Origin of the sequence: Cellulomonas wangleii (assembly GCF_018388445.1) — a bacterium.
Classification (GTDB): domain Bacteria; phylum Actinomycetota; class Actinomycetes; order Actinomycetales; family Cellulomonadaceae; genus Cellulomonas; species Cellulomonas wangleii.
Genome location: NZ_CP074405.1, coordinates 3,736,214 through 3,756,523 on the forward strand (window position 1 = coordinate 3,736,214; position 20,310 = coordinate 3,756,523).

The 20,310-nt window shown below is 71.3% G+C and carries 23 protein-coding genes; 9 read left to right on the top strand and 14 right to left on the bottom strand.

Annotation, left to right across the window (positions count from 1 at the left end):
- The first annotated feature begins 37 nt into the window (after positions 1-37).
- Both KG103_RS17040 and KG103_RS17045 read left to right on the top strand, forming a co-directional pair.
- Complete coding sequence (locus tag KG103_RS17040; RefSeq protein ID WP_207339662.1) at positions 38-529, top strand: hypothetical protein; 492 nt, start codon at positions 38-40, stop codon at positions 527-529.
- 117 nt (positions 530-646) lie between these two features.
- Positions 647-1,675, top strand: a complete 1,029-nt coding sequence (locus tag KG103_RS17045; protein WP_207339663.1) for a hypothetical protein — start codon at positions 647-649, stop codon at positions 1,673-1,675.
- Between the two features lie 56 nt (positions 1,676-1,731).
- Here KG103_RS17045 and KG103_RS17050 read toward each other — a convergent pair whose 3' ends face one another.
- The 3 genes from KG103_RS17050 to KG103_RS17060 form a co-directional block, all read right to left on the bottom strand.
- Positions 1,732-3,012, bottom strand: a complete 1,281-nt coding sequence (locus KG103_RS17050; protein ID WP_207339664.1) for a TY-Chap2 family putative peptide chaperone — start codon at positions 3,010-3,012, stop codon at positions 1,732-1,734.
- Positions 3,009-5,159, bottom strand: coding sequence for an ADP-ribosylglycohydrolase family protein (locus tag KG103_RS17055; protein WP_213319944.1), 2,151 nt, complete (start codon positions 5,157-5,159; stop codon positions 3,009-3,011). Before KG103_RS17055 ends, KG103_RS17050 begins: the two co-directional genes overlap by 4 nt.
- A gap of 205 nt (positions 5,160-5,364) precedes the next feature.
- On the bottom strand, positions 5,365-6,018 hold the full coding sequence (locus KG103_RS17060) for a hypothetical protein (RefSeq protein ID WP_207339666.1): 654 nt from the start codon (positions 6,016-6,018) through the stop codon (positions 5,365-5,367).
- Positions 6,019-6,311: 293 nt separating this feature from the next.
- On the opposite strand from KG103_RS17060, the gene KG103_RS17065 reads away from it, so the two are divergent.
- Complete coding sequence (locus tag KG103_RS17065) at positions 6,312-6,854, top strand: DUF6318 family protein (RefSeq protein WP_207339667.1); 543 nt, start codon at positions 6,312-6,314, stop codon at positions 6,852-6,854.
- A gap of 5 nt (positions 6,855-6,859) precedes the next feature.
- Positions 6,860-7,723, top strand: coding sequence for a hypothetical protein (locus KG103_RS17070; protein ID WP_372434857.1), 864 nt, complete (start codon positions 6,860-6,862; stop codon positions 7,721-7,723).
- 57 nt (positions 7,724-7,780) lie between these two features.
- Here KG103_RS17070 and KG103_RS17075 read toward each other — a convergent pair whose 3' ends face one another.
- The 3 genes from KG103_RS17075 to KG103_RS17085 form a co-directional block, all read right to left on the bottom strand.
- On the bottom strand, positions 7,781-8,173 hold the full coding sequence (locus tag KG103_RS17075) for a type II toxin-antitoxin system VapC family toxin (RefSeq protein WP_207339669.1): 393 nt from the start codon (positions 8,171-8,173) through the stop codon (positions 7,781-7,783).
- 2 nt (positions 8,174-8,175) lie between these two features.
- Positions 8,176-8,448 (bottom strand): type II toxin-antitoxin system Phd/YefM family antitoxin, encoded by a 273-nt coding sequence (locus KG103_RS17080; RefSeq protein WP_207339670.1) that lies wholly within the window; start codon positions 8,446-8,448, stop codon positions 8,176-8,178.
- A gap of 188 nt (positions 8,449-8,636) precedes the next feature.
- Positions 8,637-9,833, bottom strand: coding sequence for a hypothetical protein (locus KG103_RS17085; protein WP_207339671.1), 1,197 nt, complete (start codon positions 9,831-9,833; stop codon positions 8,637-8,639).
- Positions 9,834-10,266: 433 nt separating this feature from the next.
- Between KG103_RS17085 and KG103_RS17090 the strand changes: the two genes are divergently transcribed.
- From KG103_RS17090 to KG103_RS17105, 4 genes are all read left to right on the top strand, one after another.
- A complete protein-coding gene (locus tag KG103_RS17090; protein WP_207339672.1) occupies positions 10,267-10,773 on the top strand; it encodes a hypothetical protein in 507 nt (168 codons plus the stop codon).
- 313 nt (positions 10,774-11,086) lie between these two features.
- The gene (locus KG103_RS17095) at positions 11,087-11,437 is read left to right on the top strand and encodes a hypothetical protein (protein ID WP_207339673.1); all 351 of its coding nucleotides are present in this window, start codon (positions 11,087-11,089) and stop codon (positions 11,435-11,437) included.
- 99 nt (positions 11,438-11,536) lie between these two features.
- Positions 11,537-11,917 (top strand): hypothetical protein, encoded by a 381-nt coding sequence (locus KG103_RS17100; RefSeq protein ID WP_207339674.1) that lies wholly within the window; start codon positions 11,537-11,539, stop codon positions 11,915-11,917.
- 299 nt (positions 11,918-12,216) lie between these two features.
- On the top strand, positions 12,217-12,645 hold the full coding sequence (locus tag KG103_RS17105) for a hypothetical protein (protein ID WP_207339675.1): 429 nt from the start codon (positions 12,217-12,219) through the stop codon (positions 12,643-12,645).
- A gap of 1 nt (position 12,646) precedes the next feature.
- On the opposite strand, the gene KG103_RS17110 is transcribed toward KG103_RS17105, so the two are convergent.
- Positions 12,647-13,129, bottom strand: coding sequence for a hypothetical protein (locus tag KG103_RS17110; RefSeq protein WP_207339676.1), 483 nt, complete (start codon positions 13,127-13,129; stop codon positions 12,647-12,649).
- A gap of 176 nt (positions 13,130-13,305) precedes the next feature.
- On the opposite strand from KG103_RS17110, the gene KG103_RS17115 reads away from it, so the two are divergent.
- Positions 13,306-13,872: a hypothetical protein gene (locus KG103_RS17115; protein ID WP_207339677.1), complete on the top strand. Its 567-nt coding sequence runs from the start codon at positions 13,306-13,308 to the stop codon at positions 13,870-13,872.
- Here the strand turns inward: KG103_RS17115 and KG103_RS17120 are convergent.
- The 7 genes from KG103_RS17120 to KG103_RS17150 all read right to left on the bottom strand — a co-directional run bounded on the left by KG103_RS17120 (position 13,869) and on the right by KG103_RS17150 (position 20,310).
- Positions 13,869-15,800, bottom strand: coding sequence for a hypothetical protein (locus KG103_RS17120; RefSeq protein WP_207339678.1), 1,932 nt, complete (start codon positions 15,798-15,800; stop codon positions 13,869-13,871). The genes KG103_RS17115 and KG103_RS17120 overlap by 4 nt on opposite strands.
- A gap of 2 nt (positions 15,801-15,802) precedes the next feature.
- A complete protein-coding gene (locus tag KG103_RS17125; RefSeq protein WP_207339679.1) occupies positions 15,803-16,096 on the bottom strand; it encodes a hypothetical protein in 294 nt (97 codons plus the stop codon).
- A gap of 98 nt (positions 16,097-16,194) precedes the next feature.
- Positions 16,195-17,037 (bottom strand): hypothetical protein, encoded by an 843-nt coding sequence (locus KG103_RS17130; RefSeq protein WP_207339680.1) that lies wholly within the window; start codon positions 17,035-17,037, stop codon positions 16,195-16,197.
- Between the two features lie 170 nt (positions 17,038-17,207).
- Positions 17,208-17,807 (bottom strand): hypothetical protein, encoded by a 600-nt coding sequence (locus KG103_RS17135; RefSeq protein ID WP_207339681.1) that lies wholly within the window; start codon positions 17,805-17,807, stop codon positions 17,208-17,210.
- 136 nt (positions 17,808-17,943) lie between these two features.
- Positions 17,944-18,657, bottom strand: coding sequence for a hypothetical protein (locus KG103_RS17140; protein ID WP_207339682.1), 714 nt, complete (start codon positions 18,655-18,657; stop codon positions 17,944-17,946).
- Between the two features lie 7 nt (positions 18,658-18,664).
- On the bottom strand, positions 18,665-20,029 hold the full coding sequence (locus KG103_RS17145; RefSeq protein WP_207339683.1) for a hypothetical protein: 1,365 nt from the start codon (positions 20,027-20,029) through the stop codon (positions 18,665-18,667).
- A complete protein-coding gene (locus KG103_RS17150) occupies positions 20,029-20,310 on the bottom strand; it encodes a hypothetical protein (protein WP_207339684.1) in 282 nt (93 codons plus the stop codon). The genes KG103_RS17145 and KG103_RS17150 overlap by 1 nt, the downstream gene beginning before the upstream one ends.

The following is a 20,310-nucleotide window of genomic DNA, read 5'->3' on the forward strand; positions in this document are numbered from 1 at the left end:
CGATGATCCCTTCGCTGGCTCGACACCTGGGGGCACCATGACCGCGCTGCTTGTCCACCCCTCTCGAGGCAAGGGTGATGGTCAGCTCAACGCCGGCCGATCGCTGCTCGAGCCCGTACCCCTGGACTCAGCCGTCGCCCAGCTGCTGACGGCCGACGAGCGACTCCACCTCCAGCGCCGGCACGGTGACGCGGCTCGGTTCTGGGGCACGTACCGGCACAACCTCAAGAAGTACGAGCGCGTCACGGAGGGGGACCCGGTCCTCTTCACGGGGGGTGGCGGCATCTGGGCGACAGCACGGATCGGGTTCCAGTTCCGGAACAAGCGGTTTGCCGAAGAGCTCTGGCACAGCCACCCGGAGAAGGGCGTCTACGAATACGTGTACTCAGTGACGGACTATGCGCGTGCGGACATCGCGTACGCGGCGATCAACGCGGAACTGGGGCTGAAGCCCACGAACCACTTCCAGGCGATGGCGTCGTACGAGGGCGCCAAGGCAGAGACTGTGATCGCTGCGCTCGGGCTGTAAGGCTGAGGATCGACCTTGGCGCCCTCTGAGCCTGACCGCGACGCACGACATGAGACGTCGCGTCCCGTACGTGACGCCCGCCGTCGATTCGTCCTCAACCTGGTCCTGTCCGTTGGCATGGCATTGTTCGTGACCAGCGCGATCACCTTCGTCGCTGCGCAATGGCCTCACCGGGACCGTCAGAGCCCATGGCATGACGCCATCCCCCAACTCGAGCTCGGCGACGCGCTGACACTCATCACGGCACTGCTCGTGACCTACGGGCTAGGGGTGCTGGGCGCGCCGGCCGCTTTGCGGCACCACGAGGGCGACGTCGATTCTGCGATGGCGGACCAGCACCTTCGGGAGATCGCTGCCCTCACGGGCTGGGCAGGCGCAACGATCGCGCTGTGGTCCATCGCTGGGACGGTGGTGGCGAACGTCGAGGGCGCCGCCACGGCTGGCTCCTCCATCGGCGGCGTCGGTAGCGCGCTGACGGCGGGCGCGCTGGTAGCAGCAATGGGCGCTCTCGTCCGCGTGAAGTACGCCCCGGGGATCCAGTCGCTCGTCGACGCGGAACGGTGGGCGAACGAGATCGCGATCCGCCAGCGCCTCGCAAGCTGGGCAGTCCCGAACGACCCTGCGTCACCGTGGCGTGCGCGCCTTGGATTGCGGCTCCGCGCCCTCGTCCTGCCAGTGGTCGCACAGACGGCTTGCGCGTCCATCGTCGTCGGCGTGGTCATCGCCGCATCCAGTCCGCACACCGTGGTGGATGTTGGGATCTTCTTGGTGCTGGGCTTTGCAGTAGCTAGCCTCGCTGCTGCACATTGTGTGATGGTTCTTGCTTTCTTCCACGCGATTCCGCGCGCACCGATCCTCGGGACGGTCTTTGCTGCCGCCTTGCTGCTTGTGGGGATGGTGGGCGTGGTGTTCGCACTGCTGTACCGGGAGCATCCGAGCATCCTGGCGGCCTGGTTTGCCCCCATGGTCATTCTCGCGATCCGGCTAGTGCTCGGGATCGTCATGCGGCGGCGCGTGCCAGCGGTGGCACCGTGGCCCTGGGCGCTCGTCGACCGCAGATGGTGGGTGGCTGCGACGCTGACTGCGTCACAGCCTCCCCGCCTCGTGGCGGTGCCGGACGGTCAGGGTGGTCGCGGGTACATGTGACGGATGTCGGCGCCGCTTGCCCCGCTTCGAAGGGTGGAGACGTTGGTTGCACTCTGCTACTGATCGCCAAGCACTACGGCGGCACCCATCCTCGCCGTCCACCCGTCGTCCACGTGCCTGTCGTTCCCATCCTCCCCGAGCAACGCCACAGCATCGTCCCCCCGCAGCACGGCCCACCCGCCCTCACCATGGGAGATGACCCGCCACTCCCCGTCGTCGTCGACCGCGGCCGCGAGCAGGCGTGCGATGAACCGATGGACACGCTCGGCGCCGCTCGCGTCACGTGACGGCGACCCTCGGCGCGGCAGCTCGTCGACCAGCGCGTCCGGCACGCTCGACGCGAGCGGCGCCGCGAACACGTCCCACCAGTCGCGGACCACGGGCGACCCCCCGACATGCACGCCCTCGGTCGTCATACGCAGCCGCACGCTCCCGTCGAGATCGGTCATGCGACAGATCTCGCCCCTGGCGGCCGGCCCCACGACCTGCAGGTCGGTCCGGGCGACCAGCGCCGCGACAAGGCGCCAGGCCTCCGCCCGAACGTGCCCGTAGTGCAGCGGCAGGAGATCGACGGCGGGGTCCACGACCGGCTCCGGGTCGAGGCACCCCCACTGGCCCGCGCACACCTGGCGGAAGAAGAAGCCGATGGTGTGCGGCTCCACCTCGACCTCACGGACGAGCTTGTCGGCAGGATGTGCGAGCCCGCCGGGGACGTGCGCCTGCCCCGTGCTCGCGTCGAGCAACGCCACGACGTCGAGCCCGCGGCGCAGCACCCACAGCGGCTCGTGGAACACCACGGGCTCGTCGTGCGCGGCCCCGGCGAGCGCGGCGTCGAGCGCCGCCTCGGCGACCGACTCGCCCCCGGCGAACCCTCGCAGCACCTCGAGCGTCTCGGCGCTCCACTCACCTGCGATCCGCACCTGCTGCACCCACCACCCGGCGTCGTCGGCGAGCCCCACCGCGAGCGCCCGTGCGATGAGCCGGTACACGGGCAGCCGGCCCGTCGCCCCGTCGTCCACCACGGGGCCGGTCGCGGCGACGATCCGCCCCACGACGTCGTCGAGGCGCGTCGCGAAGACCTCGTCCCAGTAGAGGTGCTGGATCTCCCTGCTCGGCGCGCCGAAGAGCACCCACGCGACCATGTCGAGCTGGATCCGCTCCTGCTCGGTGCCGTCGTGGACGATGAGCAGCGGCGTGCCCGTCTCGTCGACGACCTGCGACACGCGCATGCCCGGGAGCCGCTCGACGAGCGCGGCCATGAGCGCCCACGCCCGGGCCGCGACGTAGCGGTCGGCGAACCGGTACTCCTCCTCGTCGACCTCGAGGTCGACGCTCACGGGAGCACCGCACCGAGTGCCTCCGCGACGACGAGCCCCAGGCGGTGACCGCGCTTGCGGTAGAGGGCCATGAGGTCGATGGGCTCGGCGTCGCCGGCGAGGAAGACGCGGGCGTCGTCGGAGAGGACGGCAGCGACGTGGCGCTCGCCGGACCGCCGCAGGTTATGCCCGAGAATCCAGAGGTGGCGCCTCGCCTCCACGTCGCCCGTCGACGAGGTCAACGTCCGCGCGTGAGCGACGGCCGCGGGATGTGAGGACTCGAGACCGTAGAAGAAGTCCTCCGACAGGTCCTCCCCCACCTGGAATCCGATCCGGACGTCCCACGGGTGACGGTCGTCCACGGCCCCCGCAAGCGCGCGCGCGATGACCCGGTAGGTGAGCGACCGGCGCGTCGTCTTCTGATGGGGCTGAGGGCTCAACCCCATGGTCTTCTCGGCCCGACGCACGACCGCGTGCGGGTCGGGCTGCGCGAGCACCTCCTGCCAGGTCATCCATCCCGTGTGGGCGGGGTGGATGTGGAGCCTCCCACCCCGGTTCATCTCGAGGCTCGCGCCGCCGCCGCTCGTCCCTGCTCTCCGGACACCCAGGACGTCGTAGCCGCAAGGCTGGTCCTCGTACACCTCGAGTCCATTCCGTCGAGCGAGCTCCGACGCGATCCACCATGACTGCGCGATGGTGAACCGCAGCGCCGGCTCGGTCGACTCGGGCCCCGTCTCCTCGTCGCCCTCCCCTGCGACGTTCTCCGCGATCCGCCCCACCGCGTCGAGCAGGAACTGCTTCGGCTCGTAGTCGGGCAGCGTCGCCTCCAGAGCCGCGAGCGCCTCGGTCTTCGGCACCCCGCGGTGACGGATCGCGTAGACCGCGGCCACGGCGGACGTGCGCGAGCGCGCCTCGACGCAGTGCAGTGCGACCCTCTGCCCCTGGGCGCGCAGCTCGGCGATGGTGTCGGCGGCGTCGATCAGCACGGCGTCGACGTCGGCGTTGGCACCGTCCTGGTCGACGAGCCAGAACTCGACGTGCTCCCGCGACGTCTGGCGGCGACCGACCCGGCACATCGAGACGACCGTGGTGACGTCGTCGGGGAGGCGGACGAGGCCGTCGAGGGACGCGAGCACGACGCCCTCGTCGTGCGGGTGCGTGACGAGGGTGCGGACGCCGGTGCCGCTGAGCTGCGGGGCGACCGGCCAGCCCAGGCTGTCGGGCTGCCCACCACGGACCGCGAGCGCACCCAGCTCGACGAGCCCGCGGGTGTTGATCCCCGGCCACCCGTGCAGGATCCTCCGCCAACGCGCGGGAACGGCCGTCCCACCGTACGCGGCGCCGACGAGCGCGCCCGCGATGGCCGCCACCGTGTCGGTGTCCTTGCCACCGCGGACCGCGCGCTCCAGCACGTCGACCAGCCCGTCGCCGTGGTGGATCGCGGACCACGCACCCTGCAGCGCCTGCACGACCCACCCGTTCTTCGGGAAGTCCCGGGGCTGCGACGACTCCGCCTCGGCGATCACCGCGGCCCACCGCTCGCGTCGCGCGGCCGGTAGGTGCGCGAGCTGCCCGACGAGATCGATCTCGCCGGTGCGGATCGCGTGCCGGATGGCGAGCGACCACAGGACGCACGCGTCGCCGGCGTCAGGGTCACCGTGGGTGAGGTCGGAGACAGCGCGTGCCGCGTTGGCAAGGGCGCGCTCGGCGCCGTCGTCGAGGTAACCCAGAGCGACAGGGCCGGTGCGCATGAGGGTGCCGTTGCCACCGGATCGGTCCGGCTCTCGGAGGTACTGCGCACTCGCGGCCTGCCGCGCAGCGGCAGCACTCGGCGTCCGCATCGCGCGCATGAGCATGCTCGTCTGCTTGCCGACGTCCTTCGCCTCCGCTGCCCAGGCGAACCACGCCGCGACGATCCGGTCGAGCGCTCCCTCGTCGTCGAGCGACCCGCCGTCGGCCAGCACCTGCGCGATCGGGATCGCCATCGACGTGTCGTCCGTCCACTCCCCCGGCTCCCAGCCGAACCCGCCGCCGCCCTTCATCACGACGGGCGCATCATCCGGCAGCGGCGGACCGAACTCGTACCCCGCCCCCAACGCGTCACCGGCGGCGGAACCGAGGAGGGCACCGACTGCGCGGTCGATCTGAACGGGGGTGAGCTTCATCATCGGGGTCCAGACGTCGATCGGCGAGGGTGACGATCCCCCACACGGCGTGGCGGGACGCATGTCGACGTCCCTCGAGTGCATCGGTCGTCCGCGTCTGCGATGTGACCTACAGGGGACTCCGGAACGGGTGAACCTCTGCGTGCTCAGCCCGGTCGACGACCACACCTCGGCCCAGACCGACGACGCCCCGATCGCACCCGATCGATCAGAGCGTCTCCGACTCCGGCTCCGGCAGCCCGTCGATCCTCCGCGCGAACGCCGTCTGATGCTTGGGGTCGTCCTTACGGTCGATGTACACCCACAGGCGTCCGTCACCGAGGCGCCGCACGTAGACACGCCCGCGATCCCGACCCGTGGCGTCGATGCGGATGTGGGCATTCACCTCGAGGACGTGCTCAGTGGCGCGGAACCGCTTCAGCGGTACGGCCTCGCCGCGATCCAGCTGCGACAGCACGTGACCGACCATCTGGGGCCGGGCACAGGTTCGGACGTCGACCAGGTAGGCCTTCGCGTCCTCGTGCAGGACGAGGCGCGGCCACAACCGCTCGAACACGTCACCGCCGCGCGTCGTCGCCACGCGGGAGGACCCGCTCCGGGCCGCCTTGTCGAGCCCGTGCTGGAGCTGCTCCACCTGGGCCTGGAGGTCGCGGGCCCGCTCGTTCTGGATCTCCAGATCGGCCGCCAGCCTGTCGCGCTCGGCCGCCAGGCCGCCGCGTTCGTCCTCCGCGGTCTCCAGCAGCTGGCGGTACTCGAGGACGTCCGCCGGCAGTTCACCCTCGGTCGCGCCGGACAGTCGTTCCTCGAGCTCCGTCGCGCGCTGCCGCGCACCGTCCCTCCTCCCATACGGTCTGCTCGGCACCGCCGTCCTCGGGGAACGCGGGGTGCTCGGGGTAGGTGCGCGCCACGGCCGTGACCTCCTCGGGTGGGTGTCCCCCTCCACTATCGGCACGGGCCCGTCGGTGCCGGAGGGACCGAGGTCGCAGGAGTTCGTTCGCGCGCCGGCAACGAGGACGACGCGAACTTGTCCACACGACGGCCCGACACAACCCGGGGCGGGTGTACAACCGGTACTTTTCCGACATGCCGAGACGCGGATGGCCCCGACGCGAGCTCACGGGCACGGCGGCTGCGCTGGCTCTCGCAACGTCGCTCGTGAGTTGCACGGACGGCGGCGCAGCAATACCGACGGCGGCCACGTCCGCGACCGCACCTGTGTTGCCGACCCCAAGTCCGTCGCCGACGACGGAGCCCTCGCAGGATGCGACCACGCCGCCCGACCGGCCGGCCGCGATGGCCACGCCTGATGCCGACGGGGCCGCGGCGGCTGCGGCCTACTTCATCGCGCTATACCCGTATGTGTACGCCACGGGTGACACGAGAGCGTGGGACGAGCTCGCTGCGCCTGCCTGCGTCTTCTGCAGCAGCGCCCGTGACGGCGCCTCAAGCATCCATACCCGCGGCGGCCGCGTCGAAGGCGGGTTCATCACCGTTGAGTCCGCAGAAGGCACCGAGATCGACGCGGCCAACTGGTACTCCGCGACCGTAGTCGCGACCGAGGCTCCCTCTACCGAGTACGACGCCAATGGGACGGTACTCGAGGAGTCTCAGGGCGGGCGGTACCGGTTCGCGATCGCCCTGACGTTCACTGTCGACCATTGGGTCGTTGACGCGGTTGACGTCGGTCCCGTCCAATGACCCGCTTGTCCGCGGCAGCGCTGCTGGGGTTGATGTTCGTCGTCATGCTCCCGGCGGTGGCCCACGCTCGCGGCGTCGGGAGCGAGGCCCAAGGGGGCGCCATCCGTGTGACGGCCTCGCGGACTGAGCAGATGGCCCGGGAGAACGTCGCCGTGGCCGCCGAGCTCCGCTTGTTCAACTACGAGCGCGCCCCGATGTGCCGCGAGGTCGCAGGGCGATGGACCATGGGCTTCGCGGACGGGACCTGCCCCGCGGGCGCCGACCGAGCCGGCACCCTGCGCGAGTGCGCCGAGGGCGACACCATCGTGATGCCCATGTGGCGTCAGTCCCGCGCCACCCCGACCGCCGCCTGGGGCTCCTGGGAGCAGATCGACGAGGGCGGGTGCGGCGTCGACCTGCTTCCCGAGCTCACCGCCGAAGACTTCCGTCGCCTCCCCCTGCCGGCACCAGCCCTCACCATGCAGCCGGACCGCGGCTGGGTCCTCGTCAACATCGAGACCATCACGCACACCGACCCCACGCCGGTCACCCTGCGCACCGAGCTCCTCGGTTACGGCATCACCGTCGAGGCCACCCCCACCCGCTGGACCTACGACTACGGCGACGGGCACACCCTGGCCACCACCTCCCCGGGACGCCCCTACCCCGACCACGACGTCTTCCACCGGTACGAGACGCCCGGCACCGCCACCATCACCTTGACCGCCGAGTGGACCGGCCGTTACCAGATCGACGGCCACCCCACCTGGCGTGACATCGACGGCACCGCCACCACCACCGCATCGACCCCACCGTTCAGCGTGGAGGAACGCACCAGCCGACTCGTCTCCGGGCTCTGCACCGACCGACCGAAGCCGCCCGACTGCTGACCGGCCATCACCGGAGACCGCAGGGCCGCCCGAGAACCCTGCAGCACACGATCCCGCTCAGGCGGGCGCGACCACGGGGACGCCGTACGACGTCGCCGCCTCGGCGAGCCGCTCGTCGTAGGTCACGATCCCCTCGAGGTCGTCGCCGAGCTCGAGAGCGGCAGCCAGGTGGATCGCGTCGAGCGACCGCAGTGTCGTCGGCTCCAACCGCCCGGCCGCGTCGAAGACTCGCGCGGTCACGGACACCAGCACAAGCGCATCGAGCACCGCGTGTACCTGCACTGCGGCCTCGGGTGCGGCCCTGCGGACGGCGCGCATCAGCTCGGTTCGCGCCAGGTCGCACGAGACGGGAGTGGTGCCGTGCGACCGCCACCACTCCCGCAGTGCCGCCGTCTCCCCCTCGTCGACGACCAGCTTCACCAGGGCGGAGGTGTCGAGGTAGTACGCCACGGTCAGCGCTCGTCGGAGCGCAGGTCGGCGAGCGCGTCGGACAGCGCGGATCGCCCGCCCGCTGCGCGAACGGGGGAAGGGAGGTCGGCGAGGTCGGTGCGTGCCGGACGCGCGGACCCGCTCTCGAGCAGACGCGCCAGGGGCGACGTCGGCAGTGGCGACAGCTGTGCCGCCGGCCGTCCGCGATCGGTCACGGTCAGCGTCTCACCGGCCGCCGCGCGCGCGACCGCCGCAGACGCGTTCTGCTTGAGCTCGCGAATGCCGATCGTGCCCATGTGCTACATCGTAGCTCTTCATCTGTATCGCGGCACGGACGCCTTGTGGGTCTCCTCGAGCCGATCTCATCAGCCCGATCGCGCGCGATCGTCGAGGACCCGCGCGAGCAGGTCGTCCAGGCAGTCGGTGACGAGTGAGCCGTGAGGTGAGCTGGCCCGAGTCGCACGGGGCCGCGCGTGACCGTGACTCAGTCGTCCGCAGCGCCGTCGGCAGTCCCCGTCACGGTTTCGGCGGGGTCCGTCGCGACGTCGCCGAGGTTCGCCGAGCCGCCCGCGAGGTCCGGCGCAGTCTCGCCACCATCCGCCCCGCTTGATCCGGGTCGGCCGCGTCGCCGGCTGAACACCGCCCCGACGGCTCCGGAAGCACCACCGGCCGCACCCTTCACGGCTGACGCCGCACCCTTGACAGCGCTGAGCGCACGCGCCTCGTCCGGGACGCCGTCGCCGTCGAGGTCGACGGACCGGAACACGTCTGCGGACCTCGTGACCGCGTCGCGGAGGTCACCGCCCAGGGTCGCCGCACCGACGGCAGCCTTCTGCAGCGCGAGCACTGCCCGCGACGGCTCACCCGGCCCCTCGTCGGCCGCGACCTGGTCGAGCGACGGCGGAAAGCCGGCCGGCGGGTCGGGGAACGCCAACCGGGACGCCTTGACGACGTCCCTGCCGAACGTGAAGGACCCCACACCTCCGATGACGGCTCCCACCCCGAAGGGAACCGCCTTGCCGAGGGTCCCGGCCGTCAGCTTGCCTCCGGTCTTGAGCGCCTCCCGCGCGAGGACTGTGAGCACCGGGGCGAGGGCCGAGTCGGGCAACTGCTGGGTCAGGGCCTCACCCCACCCGCTCGGCAGCGCCTTACCCGCGACACCGGCGGCCACGGTCCGCGCGTCCTGATCGTCCATCCCCGGGATGGCGCCCATGACGAGCTTCGTCACCTGGCTCTGGGACTTCTCGCCGAGCAACATGCCGAACACCAACGGACGCGCCCTGGCGGGGTCGTCGACGGCGATGCCATGGAGCTCCGCCACCGCGAGCACATAGAGGGCGCTCGTCTCGTAGAAGAACATGAGGTCGGCGACGCCGAGGCCCAGAGCGACAGGGACCCCGACTCCCGGGATCGCAGCCGACGCCCCGACGCCCGTGCTCGCGGTGGTGACGGTCGTGACATACCGGCGGTCCAGCTCCTTGAGGAGCTCGGCAGCCGTCGCCTCCGGCTTGTCCCGACGCAGGCTGCGCAGGTACTGCAGGACGGCCGGCCGCTGCACGGAGATCGCCCTGAAGATCTGCGCCTGCACGGCCTCCACATGGAGCGCGCCTCGCGCCTTGCCCAGCACCTGTCCCGGCGCGGATCGCCCCTGCGGGCCCGTCGTCGGCGCGTCGTCCGCCATCGCACTCCACTCCCATGCTGTTGGCGCCGGCGGGTCCGGGCGTCTCGCCAGAGAGCGGACGCTGGAGGGCGGTCCTTGAGTCCCCGTTCGGGTGGTTTCTCCGGCGCGTCGGCACGAGGTCTGGATCCCATCGGCCGTCCTGTGAACGACACCTCCAGCGATGCGCAAACCTGTAGGTTTCGGGCGACCCTTACGGCCGCGATGGAGGAAGCGCGATGACCGCCGTCGACTCGCCCGAGCATCAGGAGATGCGGGCACTGCCCGTCGCCGTACGGGCTGCGGGTACGCGCGGCGCGTCGCTGCGGCGGGCAACCTGTGGCGTCGGCAGCCGGGGGTGCAGGACCCGCACGGCTGCCCACCGCCTGCGCCAGGACGTACTGGTCCCGGTCAGCGGGAGCCTGGCGCACGGCCTCAAGCGCACCGGGACACTCAAATGAACGCGCCCGCCCTCGACCCCCGCACGGTCGACTTCCTCCGTTCTGTACCCGTCGGAGTGACGACGGACGGCGAGACGCTCATCGTCGGGGACGGCGAGATCGAGTACCGGGTGACCCCGGAGGACGACCTCCTGGTCGTCGAGTGGGTTCTGCGCGCCGTCCCGCGCGAGACGGTGCGCCTCGCGACGGGCAGCACCGTGCTCGACACATTCCTCATCGTGTCTCACGCCAACGCCTGGAGAGGAGCCCACGACTTCCCGCTCCTCGACCTCTGGGGACAGCAGGAGTCTTCTCCGGAAGGCCTGACGGTCGTCGAGGAGAAATCGGGATGGTCGGTGACCCTGGCCGACGCCCCTCTGCGACTCCTCGCCGCCGAGATGCGCCAGGCTCATGCAACCCGACTCGCGCGCGCTCTCGCACTGCCGTTGGAGACTCTGCTCACGGCCGTGCAGGACCCCGAGGGCGGGGGCGTCTACGGACGCGTTCCGCCGCCCCAGGACTGAGAAGGTTGAGGTCGCTTCCGGTGTCGGCGTGCTGCGAGCTCGGTCCTGGGCTGCCTCCTGGCGCAATGACCCACGGGGCGCCTCTCCTACCTGAGGGACCGGATGTCGATGCGGAGCTCGATCCTTTCGACGCGGGAGTGCTCGCATGACACCTCTCACCGTCATCCCGTACCGAGCGGTCGACCTGGCCCGGACGCGTCGAGGAACGCACGAGCCGCCTGGTCTCAGGACTGTGCACCGACGTCCCCCGCCCACCCGACTGCTGACGCGCACCACGACACCGACCACCACGACCTCCGATCGGACGCCCACGATGCCCGCACCCCTGACCGCACCCGACGACACGCACCTCGAGGCTCTCGGCCTGAGCGTCGAGGCCGGGGACGAGCCGTGGGTGCGGTCGGTGTCGTTCGCCTCCGAGCGCGGCGGGACCGTGCTTCTCACCTGGGACGTCGTCGGGGCCTCCGCACATCTGCTCTGGTCAGCTGACGACGATGTCGTCGTCGAGCTCACCCGGGAGGGCGTCGACACCGTCACTGTCGACCGGCACGCCGACGGGCACCTCGCGAGCGTCACGTCGAGCAGCGACGGCCTCACGGGCGCACTGACCCTCACCGTGACCGCCGGGTGCGTGCGGATCCGCGACACCCTCCTGCGCTCCTAGCGTCGGCCGCGGACCGACACTGTCCCGACCCGCGCGCGTTGACCCATCGACCCACGAACGCGAGGACCACGAGCACATGCACACACCGAAGGCCGCGACGTGAAGGCCGCGTATCTCGTCTCCACGTCGAGCTCGTTCGAGGACGACGTGTGGCGAGCCGCCGCGGCCCTGGGGGCGGTGGTCGACGGGCCGTACGCCCAGTACCGCGACGAGCAGAACCACTACCTGACGATCTTCGGCGCCCTCGACCCCCGGCACGCGCACGACTGGCGCGACGACCTCGCCGCATCCCCCGGCCTGGATGACGTGCCCGACCTGAGCACAGCCCTCGCGGTCTCGGTCGAGTGCCGCTGGGAGGACCTGTTCGCCGCGTGGATCGCACGGTTGGCGGCGCGGCTGCCGGAGGCCGCGTGGGTGGTCGACGGTGACGGGGTCGTGTGGCCCGCGGCCGGGGTCGACCCGAAAACGGTGCGCCTGTGACACGTCACGGGCAGTTCGTCACCGGAGCGTCGGGCCCACCGCAGTCTGCCGAACACCACGAAGGACGGGCCGACGCCCCGAGATTGACCGGACCCCCAGTCAGCCGACCTCGCGGACCGTCGAAAGGCCCGCACCATCAGCGCCCGACCTGCGAGGATTCGCCGGTGCCTGCCAACGTGCGACTCGTGAACCGACCTCGATCTCGCCGAGCGGCCACGGCGACGACGATGGCCATCGGGGTCATGGTTGCCGGGGCTTGCACCGCAGGGCCTCTCACGGCGGACGAGCAACGCGCGCCCATGACGGACACCACGCGCACCGTCGTCGACCGGACGGCAGACGGCATGGGGACAGACTCGATAGAGGTCACCGACGACGCAGCCGAGCTGCGGGCCTGCCCCGACGGCGGGAGCCGATACGTCTTTGCTGCGACAATCGGCCCCGTTGGTCGGGACAAACTAGCGAACACCATGGGCAGTGCGTTGACCCGCGCCGAGAACAGGTTCCTCGGCGTCGTCGAGAGACTCGGACTCGACCCGGCGGATGCGGGTCTCGCACGCTTCGATCGTCTGGACATCGCCGACCCGGCGGCGGCTGAGGACGTTCGCCACGCGACGTATCACGTCACGGACGGCGACCTGCAGGGCATCACGCTGTCGTTCAGCGCAGCAACAGTCGGAGCCGATGACATCGTCGTCGACGTCGACGGCTACACGCGCTGCACCTGACTCAGGCCCTGCCGAAGACAGCCTGCACACGCCCGAAACCGGCGTGGAATTCGCCGGCGGCATCCGTCACGGAATCGTAGGTGGACTGAACAGAAGCGTCGACGTTGGTTGACACCATCCACGCCGCGAACTCTGCGTCGAGCGCAGGGCTGTCGATGATCCTCACAGGGTCGATCAGTCCTCCGGTCGGCGACCGGAGCGCTGACGGCAGGCCCGCTGCATGTCGTGGATCGTTGGCGACCACGAGCTGGGCGACCACGGCGTCCTGGAGCCGGGCAACTCGGACAGCCTGTGCCTCGAGCCGTGCCGCGTGCGAGGCGGCCACGTCACCGTCGACGAGGACGTCTAAGCCCTGGTTCACGCCGAACTTCCCCGCTTCCCACAGCACGGTGCCAACGAGGCCATCGGGTCCCGGGACCTGGTCCAGGACCAGGCCGGTCGCAGTCCCCAGGCGGTCGCGGGTCGCCTGCGCCTGTGCGTCCATCTCGCTGCGCACCCTGGTGCTGGGCGAGGTACTGCGCACCCGCGAGGCTGTCGAACCTACTGGCGACGCGACCCACACGCCTCCTCGAGAACCAGGGCGGCACCCGGCGACAGTCGAGCCAGTGCCACCCCGCGGAACTCGAACGAGGACGCGGTCAGCCATGCGAGGATTCGCCGATGGCTGACAGCACGCGATTGGTGGATCCCGTGACACGTCGGGACGCGGCCATGGCGACGGCGCTGGTCGCGGCCGCAATGCTTGCGGGAGGCTGCACGGGACCTCTCCCCAGCGACGAGCAGCGCGCGGCGATGGTGGACGCGACCCGCATGGTGGTCGAAGGGACCGCGGAGGGCCTCGGCACCGAGTCCATCGACGTCACCGATGACGGAACAGAGCCACGGGCCTGCGCCGACGGCGGATCGCAGTACGTCTACGCAGCGAAGATCGGTCCCATCGCATCTGGCGACCTCAGCAGCACCCTGGCCGGCGCACTCACGAGTGCCGAGACAGGCTTTCTTGGCGTCATGCAGAAGTTTCGCCTCCAGATCACCAGCGGGGTCCTCGCGGAACTAGATGAAGCGAGCATCATTGACGCCCCGCATCCCGATGGTGACCGCCGAGTCACCTACGCCGTGTCAACGGGCGAACTCGAAGGAATCACGCTCACCTATCTCGGGTCGCCTACCGATGGAGACCAGGTGGTGACGACCATCAGGGGATATACCCGCTGCAGCGAGGACTAGGGTTCCCCGAACAGGATCTTCACCCTCCCAAATCCCCCAAGGAACCGGTCACTCGTCTGCCCGACCACGTCATAGGTGTCGACCTCCCCACTGGAGCCGTTGGTCGAGGTGATCCACATGGTGAATTGCGCTTCGAGCGCAGGGCTGTAAGCGATCTCAACAGGGTCGATCAGACCGCCCGTCGGCGACCGGAGCGCTGCCGGCAGCGTCTCCGCATGCCGTGAATCGTTGGCGACCAAGATCTGGGCGATCACGGCGTCCTGGAGCAGGCCCACCCGGACAGCCTGCGCCTCGAGCCCTCCCGTGTGCGAGGCGTCAACGTCGCCCTCGACGAACGCGTCCAGCCCTTGGTTCACGCCGAACTGCCCGGCCTCCCACAGCACGGTGCCGATCAGACCGCCCGGTCCCGCGACCTGATCCAGAACCAGGCCGGTCGCAGTCCCCAGGCGGTCGCGGGTCGCCTGCGCCTGGGCGTCCATCTCGCTGCGCACCTGGTGCTGGGCGAGGTACTGCGCTCCCGCGAGGCTGCCGAACCTGCTGGCGACACGCCCCATCTGCTCGCCGTTCCCCGCTGTGGCGTCCAGGCGCACCGCGTTCGCCATCAGCCCGTAGTACAGCTCACCGACCGCACGGTCGAACGGCGCCGAGAGCTCGTCAGTGTGGCCGAAGGTCGCCAGGAACCCCCGGGTGTCCTCGAGGGAGAGGTAGAACCGCGGCTGTACCCCCGGGATGTCCTCCCACCCCTCGGGTCGGCTGCGGGTGGACTCCGGCACCCGGCACGCCTCCGCCGTCGCCCCCGCGAGCATCTCCGGGGCCCATGCCGTGGCGATCGCGGCGTAGTGCTCGCGGGCGAACCACATGGTCCCGTCCAGCCGCGCGGTGGCGGTGATCGCGTCGAACGCGAACCGCGTGGCTGCGGCGTGCCGGGCAGGGTCCTCACCGACGCCGGCACCGGCCGCCAGCGCGGCGCCGAACGCCTGGTCGACCCGCACACCGAACCGTGCGTTGTAGGCGTGGACACGCTCGACCATCACACCCGTGCCCGGCCCGGCCGAGATCGCGAGGCGCGCGGCGTCGGGGTCGGTGGCGAGTGCGTTGAAAGCCAGCTCCATGCGGTCGTGGGGCAGACCGACGGCCGCAGGACGCCCGTCGAGCACGTCACCGCGGACGTCGGTGGACAGGTCCTCGACGAGCGCGTCCAACGCGTTCGCGCGCGTGAACGCCACCAGGTGCCGCGTCGGGATCGTGCCGTGCTGGAGCAGTGCCAGACGACCCCAGGCCACGTCGTGGTCCGCAGGTGCCCGGCCGAACGCCGCGACCGTCGCGGCGAAACCCGCCGGAGGGTCGGTGTCGTGCAGCGCCGCGGCGAATCCGCGCCCCAGCACCTGCAGGTCCCGTTCGCCGCGCCCGGACCACTCCTCCCGCGCCTCCAGGCCCGGCGCCATCTCGGCGACGACGTACGCCAGCCGCTCGGTGCACGCGGTCCCCAGCTCGGCGTAGAACCCGGACATCACGTCGGGGTCACCGACGTGCCCCTCCAGGCGCGCCAGCAGCGCGCGCAGCCGAACCGCGGCCTGCTCGCCCGTCGAGTCGATCGCGACCAGCTCGGCGGCCAGTCCCCGGCCCACCGCCTCGGCCTGCCGGGCGTCCAGGACGGGCTCGACGATCGTCACGACCCCGCCACGCAGCGCGATCGGGAGGGCCGTGTCGGCGACCCTGGCCAGGTCCAGACGACGACGCAGCCCGGGCAGCTGCCCGTCCACCCACGTCGCGATGTGCTCGACCTTCCTCAGCTCACGCACCGGGACGTCCAGGGCGTTCGCCCTGCCGGTCAGGTCCGCGCACACCCCTTGCAGCGACGACGCCGCGCCCTCGAGCCTGGCGATCAGCAGCGCCAGACCCTCGACGTCGACACTGGCGAAGGCCACGCTCACAGCTCCGAGACCGGGACGTCGAAGCTCGGCGGCACCGCAGCGCGACGCACCGTGACCGCGTCGATGAACGCCTCGAACCGCTGCGGCAGATCCGCCCGACGCCCGTCGAGCTCCAGGGCGAACGCCTCAGCGGCGGTCGGGCCCGTCCACACCCGGTCCTGCGACATCAGACCAGCCGGACGCTCCAGCAGCCCGGCGACGACCACGGCCATCGTCCGTGCCCGCTCCAGCAGATCGGTGAGGTCCTCGAACTCCGGGTTCGACACCGTCCGGGTCTTGAGCTCCCCCACCCGCCCCTCCGCGTTCGCCGCACCTGGCCGGTGCGCCGTCACCGTACTGGTGGACCCGGCCGCCGCGTGTCCGGTTTCCACAACCGACAGCCGCGGTATCAGCGCGTGACGATCGTCTGCACCTCACCGACCGGGACCTCGGCCGTCACGGTCCGGGTCTGGGCCTCCAGGGCCTGCGGCGTCGGATCCAGCGACGACGTCCACGTCGCCTCCCACCTCGCCGTGGCCGTCAACGTCACCGTCGGGTGCTGCTGCCCGGACTTCAGCGACTGCTGGTTCGCGCTGGACCGGTAGAACACGATCGCGCACGAGCTCTCCGTCATCCCCGGCACGTACGGCGTCCCGGCGTCCGGGCACGTCACGTCCTCGGCGTTCGGCGCCGACAGGGCCATCGACGTCATCCGCGCCTCCACCGTCGACCACACCCCCGGCACCGACGCGGTCACCTGCACCGACGTCGCCGCCTCCTCCACCCACACGAACGTGTCCATGTTCACCACCGTGGCCCCCGACCCCTGCACCGACGGGTTCCACCGGATCGTCCCCGCCGGCAGCTGCATGTGCTCCGCCGCGATCTGCGCCAGCACCCGCGGATCGACCGACTCCTGCACAGCCGGAGCCGGCTCCCCCGGCATGACGTACACCGCCGGGTGGGAGAGGAAGTACGCGACCTGCTCGTCAGCGGGCACGTGCGACGCGCACTCCGCCTCGTACCACCGACCCTCGGTGTCCGTCGCGTGCTCCTGGAACCCCTCGTGCAGCAGCCCTTGCGCCGCGTACGCGTCCTGCGTCATCGAGGACCGCCCGACGCCCCCGTCCTTCCAGTACTCGTAGTACCGCTGCCCCGTCCACCCCGCCCCGTACCAGCACCGCCGCGGCACCGGCACCCGCACCGAACCCTGGAACGGCACACCAGCCGTCGTCGCACCGCTGGTCTCCACCGTTGCGGAGGTGGAACCCGCACCGATCCCGCCCTCCGACGAGTCACCGCTGACCGCCCCGCCCCCGTGATCCTCCTGACCGGACTGCGGCGGCGCGGCCCACGCGGGTGCGCTGAGGGCGAGGAGGAGAGCAGCGGAGCCCAGGCCCACGAGGGCGAGGCGCCCAGCGCTCAGCATCCGCCGGCCGGGCTGCCGCTCAGAACGCGCCACATGCCCCCCACGCTGCGGCCGAGAGTGAGCTGCGACGCGAGGTTCTCCAGGCCGATCTCCTCGGAGGTGTACGTCCCGTTCGGATCGGTGCCGATGACGTCGCGGTAGTCGTCGCAGACGATGGCGGTGGCCGACTCCCCGTCGGCGGCCACTGCACTGATGCGGGTGTGGAACGCACCCCCCAGGAGGAGCTGCTGATCGGCGTTCTGGGTGGCGATGCGTTGCATCATGGCGACCAGCTCGGGCGACGCCAGGACGTCGAACCCCGGACTGACGTCATTCGTCGTCAGCATCCGCCAGTACTCCTTGCGGTACGCCGCAACCGTGTTGTAGACGTCCACCTGCGCCCCCTCGAGCACCGGCACGTCCTCGAACACGATCCCCAGCTCGGGGTCCGACGGCTCCAGCACCGGCCCGGTCGGCGTGGGGCTCGGCGTCGGGGTCGGTGACGGGTCGGCCGTCACCGTGGCATCCAGCCCGGGCGGCTCGACGGCCTCCGAGGCGCACCCGGCGCACAGCAGCAGCACCGTCAGGATCGGCAGGGCCCTGCGCAGCGTCACGTCGTCCTCGTCTCGTCCGGTGGCCCGCACACGATAGCGGCCGATCTGCACCAAACCGGACGCAACGGGGTGAGACGCGGTGACTCGCGCCGACGTCGCCGCGTCCTCACCAAAGGACGAAGCACAGGCCCTGGCGTCAGGACGCGCCGCCGGCGTCGACCACCCGCCACCACAGCGGCGTGAGCTTGGTCTCGTTGGTGCCGAGGAAGAGCAGCATCGTCAGGACCACCTCCTCGACGGTGGCGCCATCGGCCCAGCTCACGGTGACGTAGAGCCTGCCGCTGGGGTCCTTCTCCTCCCGAGCGCCCTGGTGCTCCCAGGACACGGCGAGCGGACCCGTCGCCGGGTCCGGGCCGCGGCGCAGCTCGGTGGCCGCTCCCACGACGCCGAGCACCTTGCCCACCGGGTTGGCACTCCCGGTCTGGGTCTGGGTCGACCCGTACGTCCACGCCCGGTCCGGGGCCGTCACCCGCAGGAACCGGCGCCGACCGGCCGGACGCAGCCGGGATCCCTCGGCGACGAACCGCACACCTGCCGTCATCGCACCCAGGACGACCGGGACGTCACGGCCCGTGAACGTGGGCACGGGCCCTTCCTCGTTCACCGTCTCGCTCACCGCGGTGAGCGTCGCCACGATCTGCCCGTCGACCTGGGCGCGGACGCTCAGCGGGTACCCGTCCATCGACATCCGCAGCGCACCCCACGGCCCGTCGACCTCGGCCAGCGTCATGTCCACCAGGCCGTCCGACTTCGCACCCATGCGTCGCAGCGACTCCCCGCTCATGCGCGGGACCACGCGGACCCGCCCCGCCGCGAGGGTCGCGTGCAGACCGGACGGGCTGTTCGTCATGTCCATGTCAGAACCAGTTCATCGGGTTGATCTTCGAGTCCGCCACAGCCTCCACGGCGCCGCCGACCTTGTCGACCACGTCACCCACGTCGTCGATGTCGGCCACCTGGTCGGCGGCCCATCCGGCGGCCTTCGTCGCCTGCTCGGCGGTCCACTCGGCGGCCTGCGACGTGGCCGCGGACACCTCGTCCCAGTGGTCCACGAGCTCGGCGCCCGCGTAGACCGCGCCGGTGACGGCGACGGCACCCCAGGTGACCGGGTTCGGCGCGATGAGCGCGGCCGTCAGGCTGACGTCGAATCCCGTCTTGGCGATGTCGGCGACGTAGCCGGCACCGTCACGCCGGAACGCCTCGACCGGGTTGCCGTGCGACGCCACCTGGGCGATGTCGAACCCGACCGACGCCGCGCTGCCGAGCACGCCCGCCCCGCGGAGGACCCCCGCCGTCCGGGCCACCGTGGCGAGCTTCGTGCCCGCCTGCGCGTCCCCGGCGACGGCCAGCAGGTTGCTCGTCCCGCGGACGGCGATGACCGGCTCGCCTGCGGCGTTCGCCGCGCTGAAGACGTACTGCTTCGCCCCAAAGACGCCTTCGTAGACGTTCTTCGCCATGCCCGGCAGGCGGGCCTCCACCGCAGGCAGCAGGGTGCGCAGGCCGCTGTTCGCCGCCCACCTCTGCACGCTCGGCGGGACGGACTGCATCTTGTCCAGCGGGACCATCCGCATGAGGAGCGACTGCATCGTGGTCCCGGGCGCCCGGTACGTCCCGTACCTCAGCAGCGCGTTCTCGACCGTGCTCGGTGGCAGCGCCAGCCGCTGCATCATCGGCACGACCACCGACCGCGTGACGGACACCCGGGCGACCGTCGCGGCCGCGAGCGCGCTCATCCCGCCGGAGAACAGGACGGCGACGTAGTCCTCGTACCACTCGTACGCCTCGACGACCGGCCGACCGGCGCCGTCCAGGTGGGGCAGGGCGTCGATCGCCTCACCCGCGATCCGGTGGATCCAGTCGTCGAGCGTCTCACCGGGGCGTCGCGCCAGGCCCGCGTTCCGGTCGGGCTGGGTGGCCAGGCCGCTGAGGCGGCCCATCGACGTGACCACCGCGGTGCGGCCGCCGGCGATCTCCATCCACCCGGCCCCGGCGGGTCCGAAGGCCGGGACGGCCTGCTGCTCGATGCTCCGGACGATGCCGAGCCGGGCCCGCAGGTCGACGGTCGCGTCGTCGCACCAGGCGGGGACCTCGCCGAGCCCGGTCACCGCCCACCCGGCGTCGAGCTGCCGAGCCTCGGCGAGCATGCCGTGCAGCTCGTCGCTCAGGGTCGTCACCCGGGTCGCCACGGCGTCGAGCACCGTCGGGTCGATGCGCACCGCCATCAGTACGCCCCCGTCACGGCCGCGGCGTCCCGCTTGCGACGGGCGTCGTTGTCCGCCGACGACGCCTCCTGCAGCAGGTGCCGCGCCGCCGCGCGGGCGGCGCCCTGGTACGCGGCGAGCCGCTCCCGCACGTCGTCGGCGTTCGCGCACTCCCACAGCTCGGTGCGCGCGGCGTTCAGCGCGGGGTCGACGACCGTCTCGATCCGCGCGGCGAGGGTGCGGAGGCGGGACGCGCGCAGGGCGTCGGCGGCGCCGGGGTCGTACCCGGGCGCGGGTGCCAT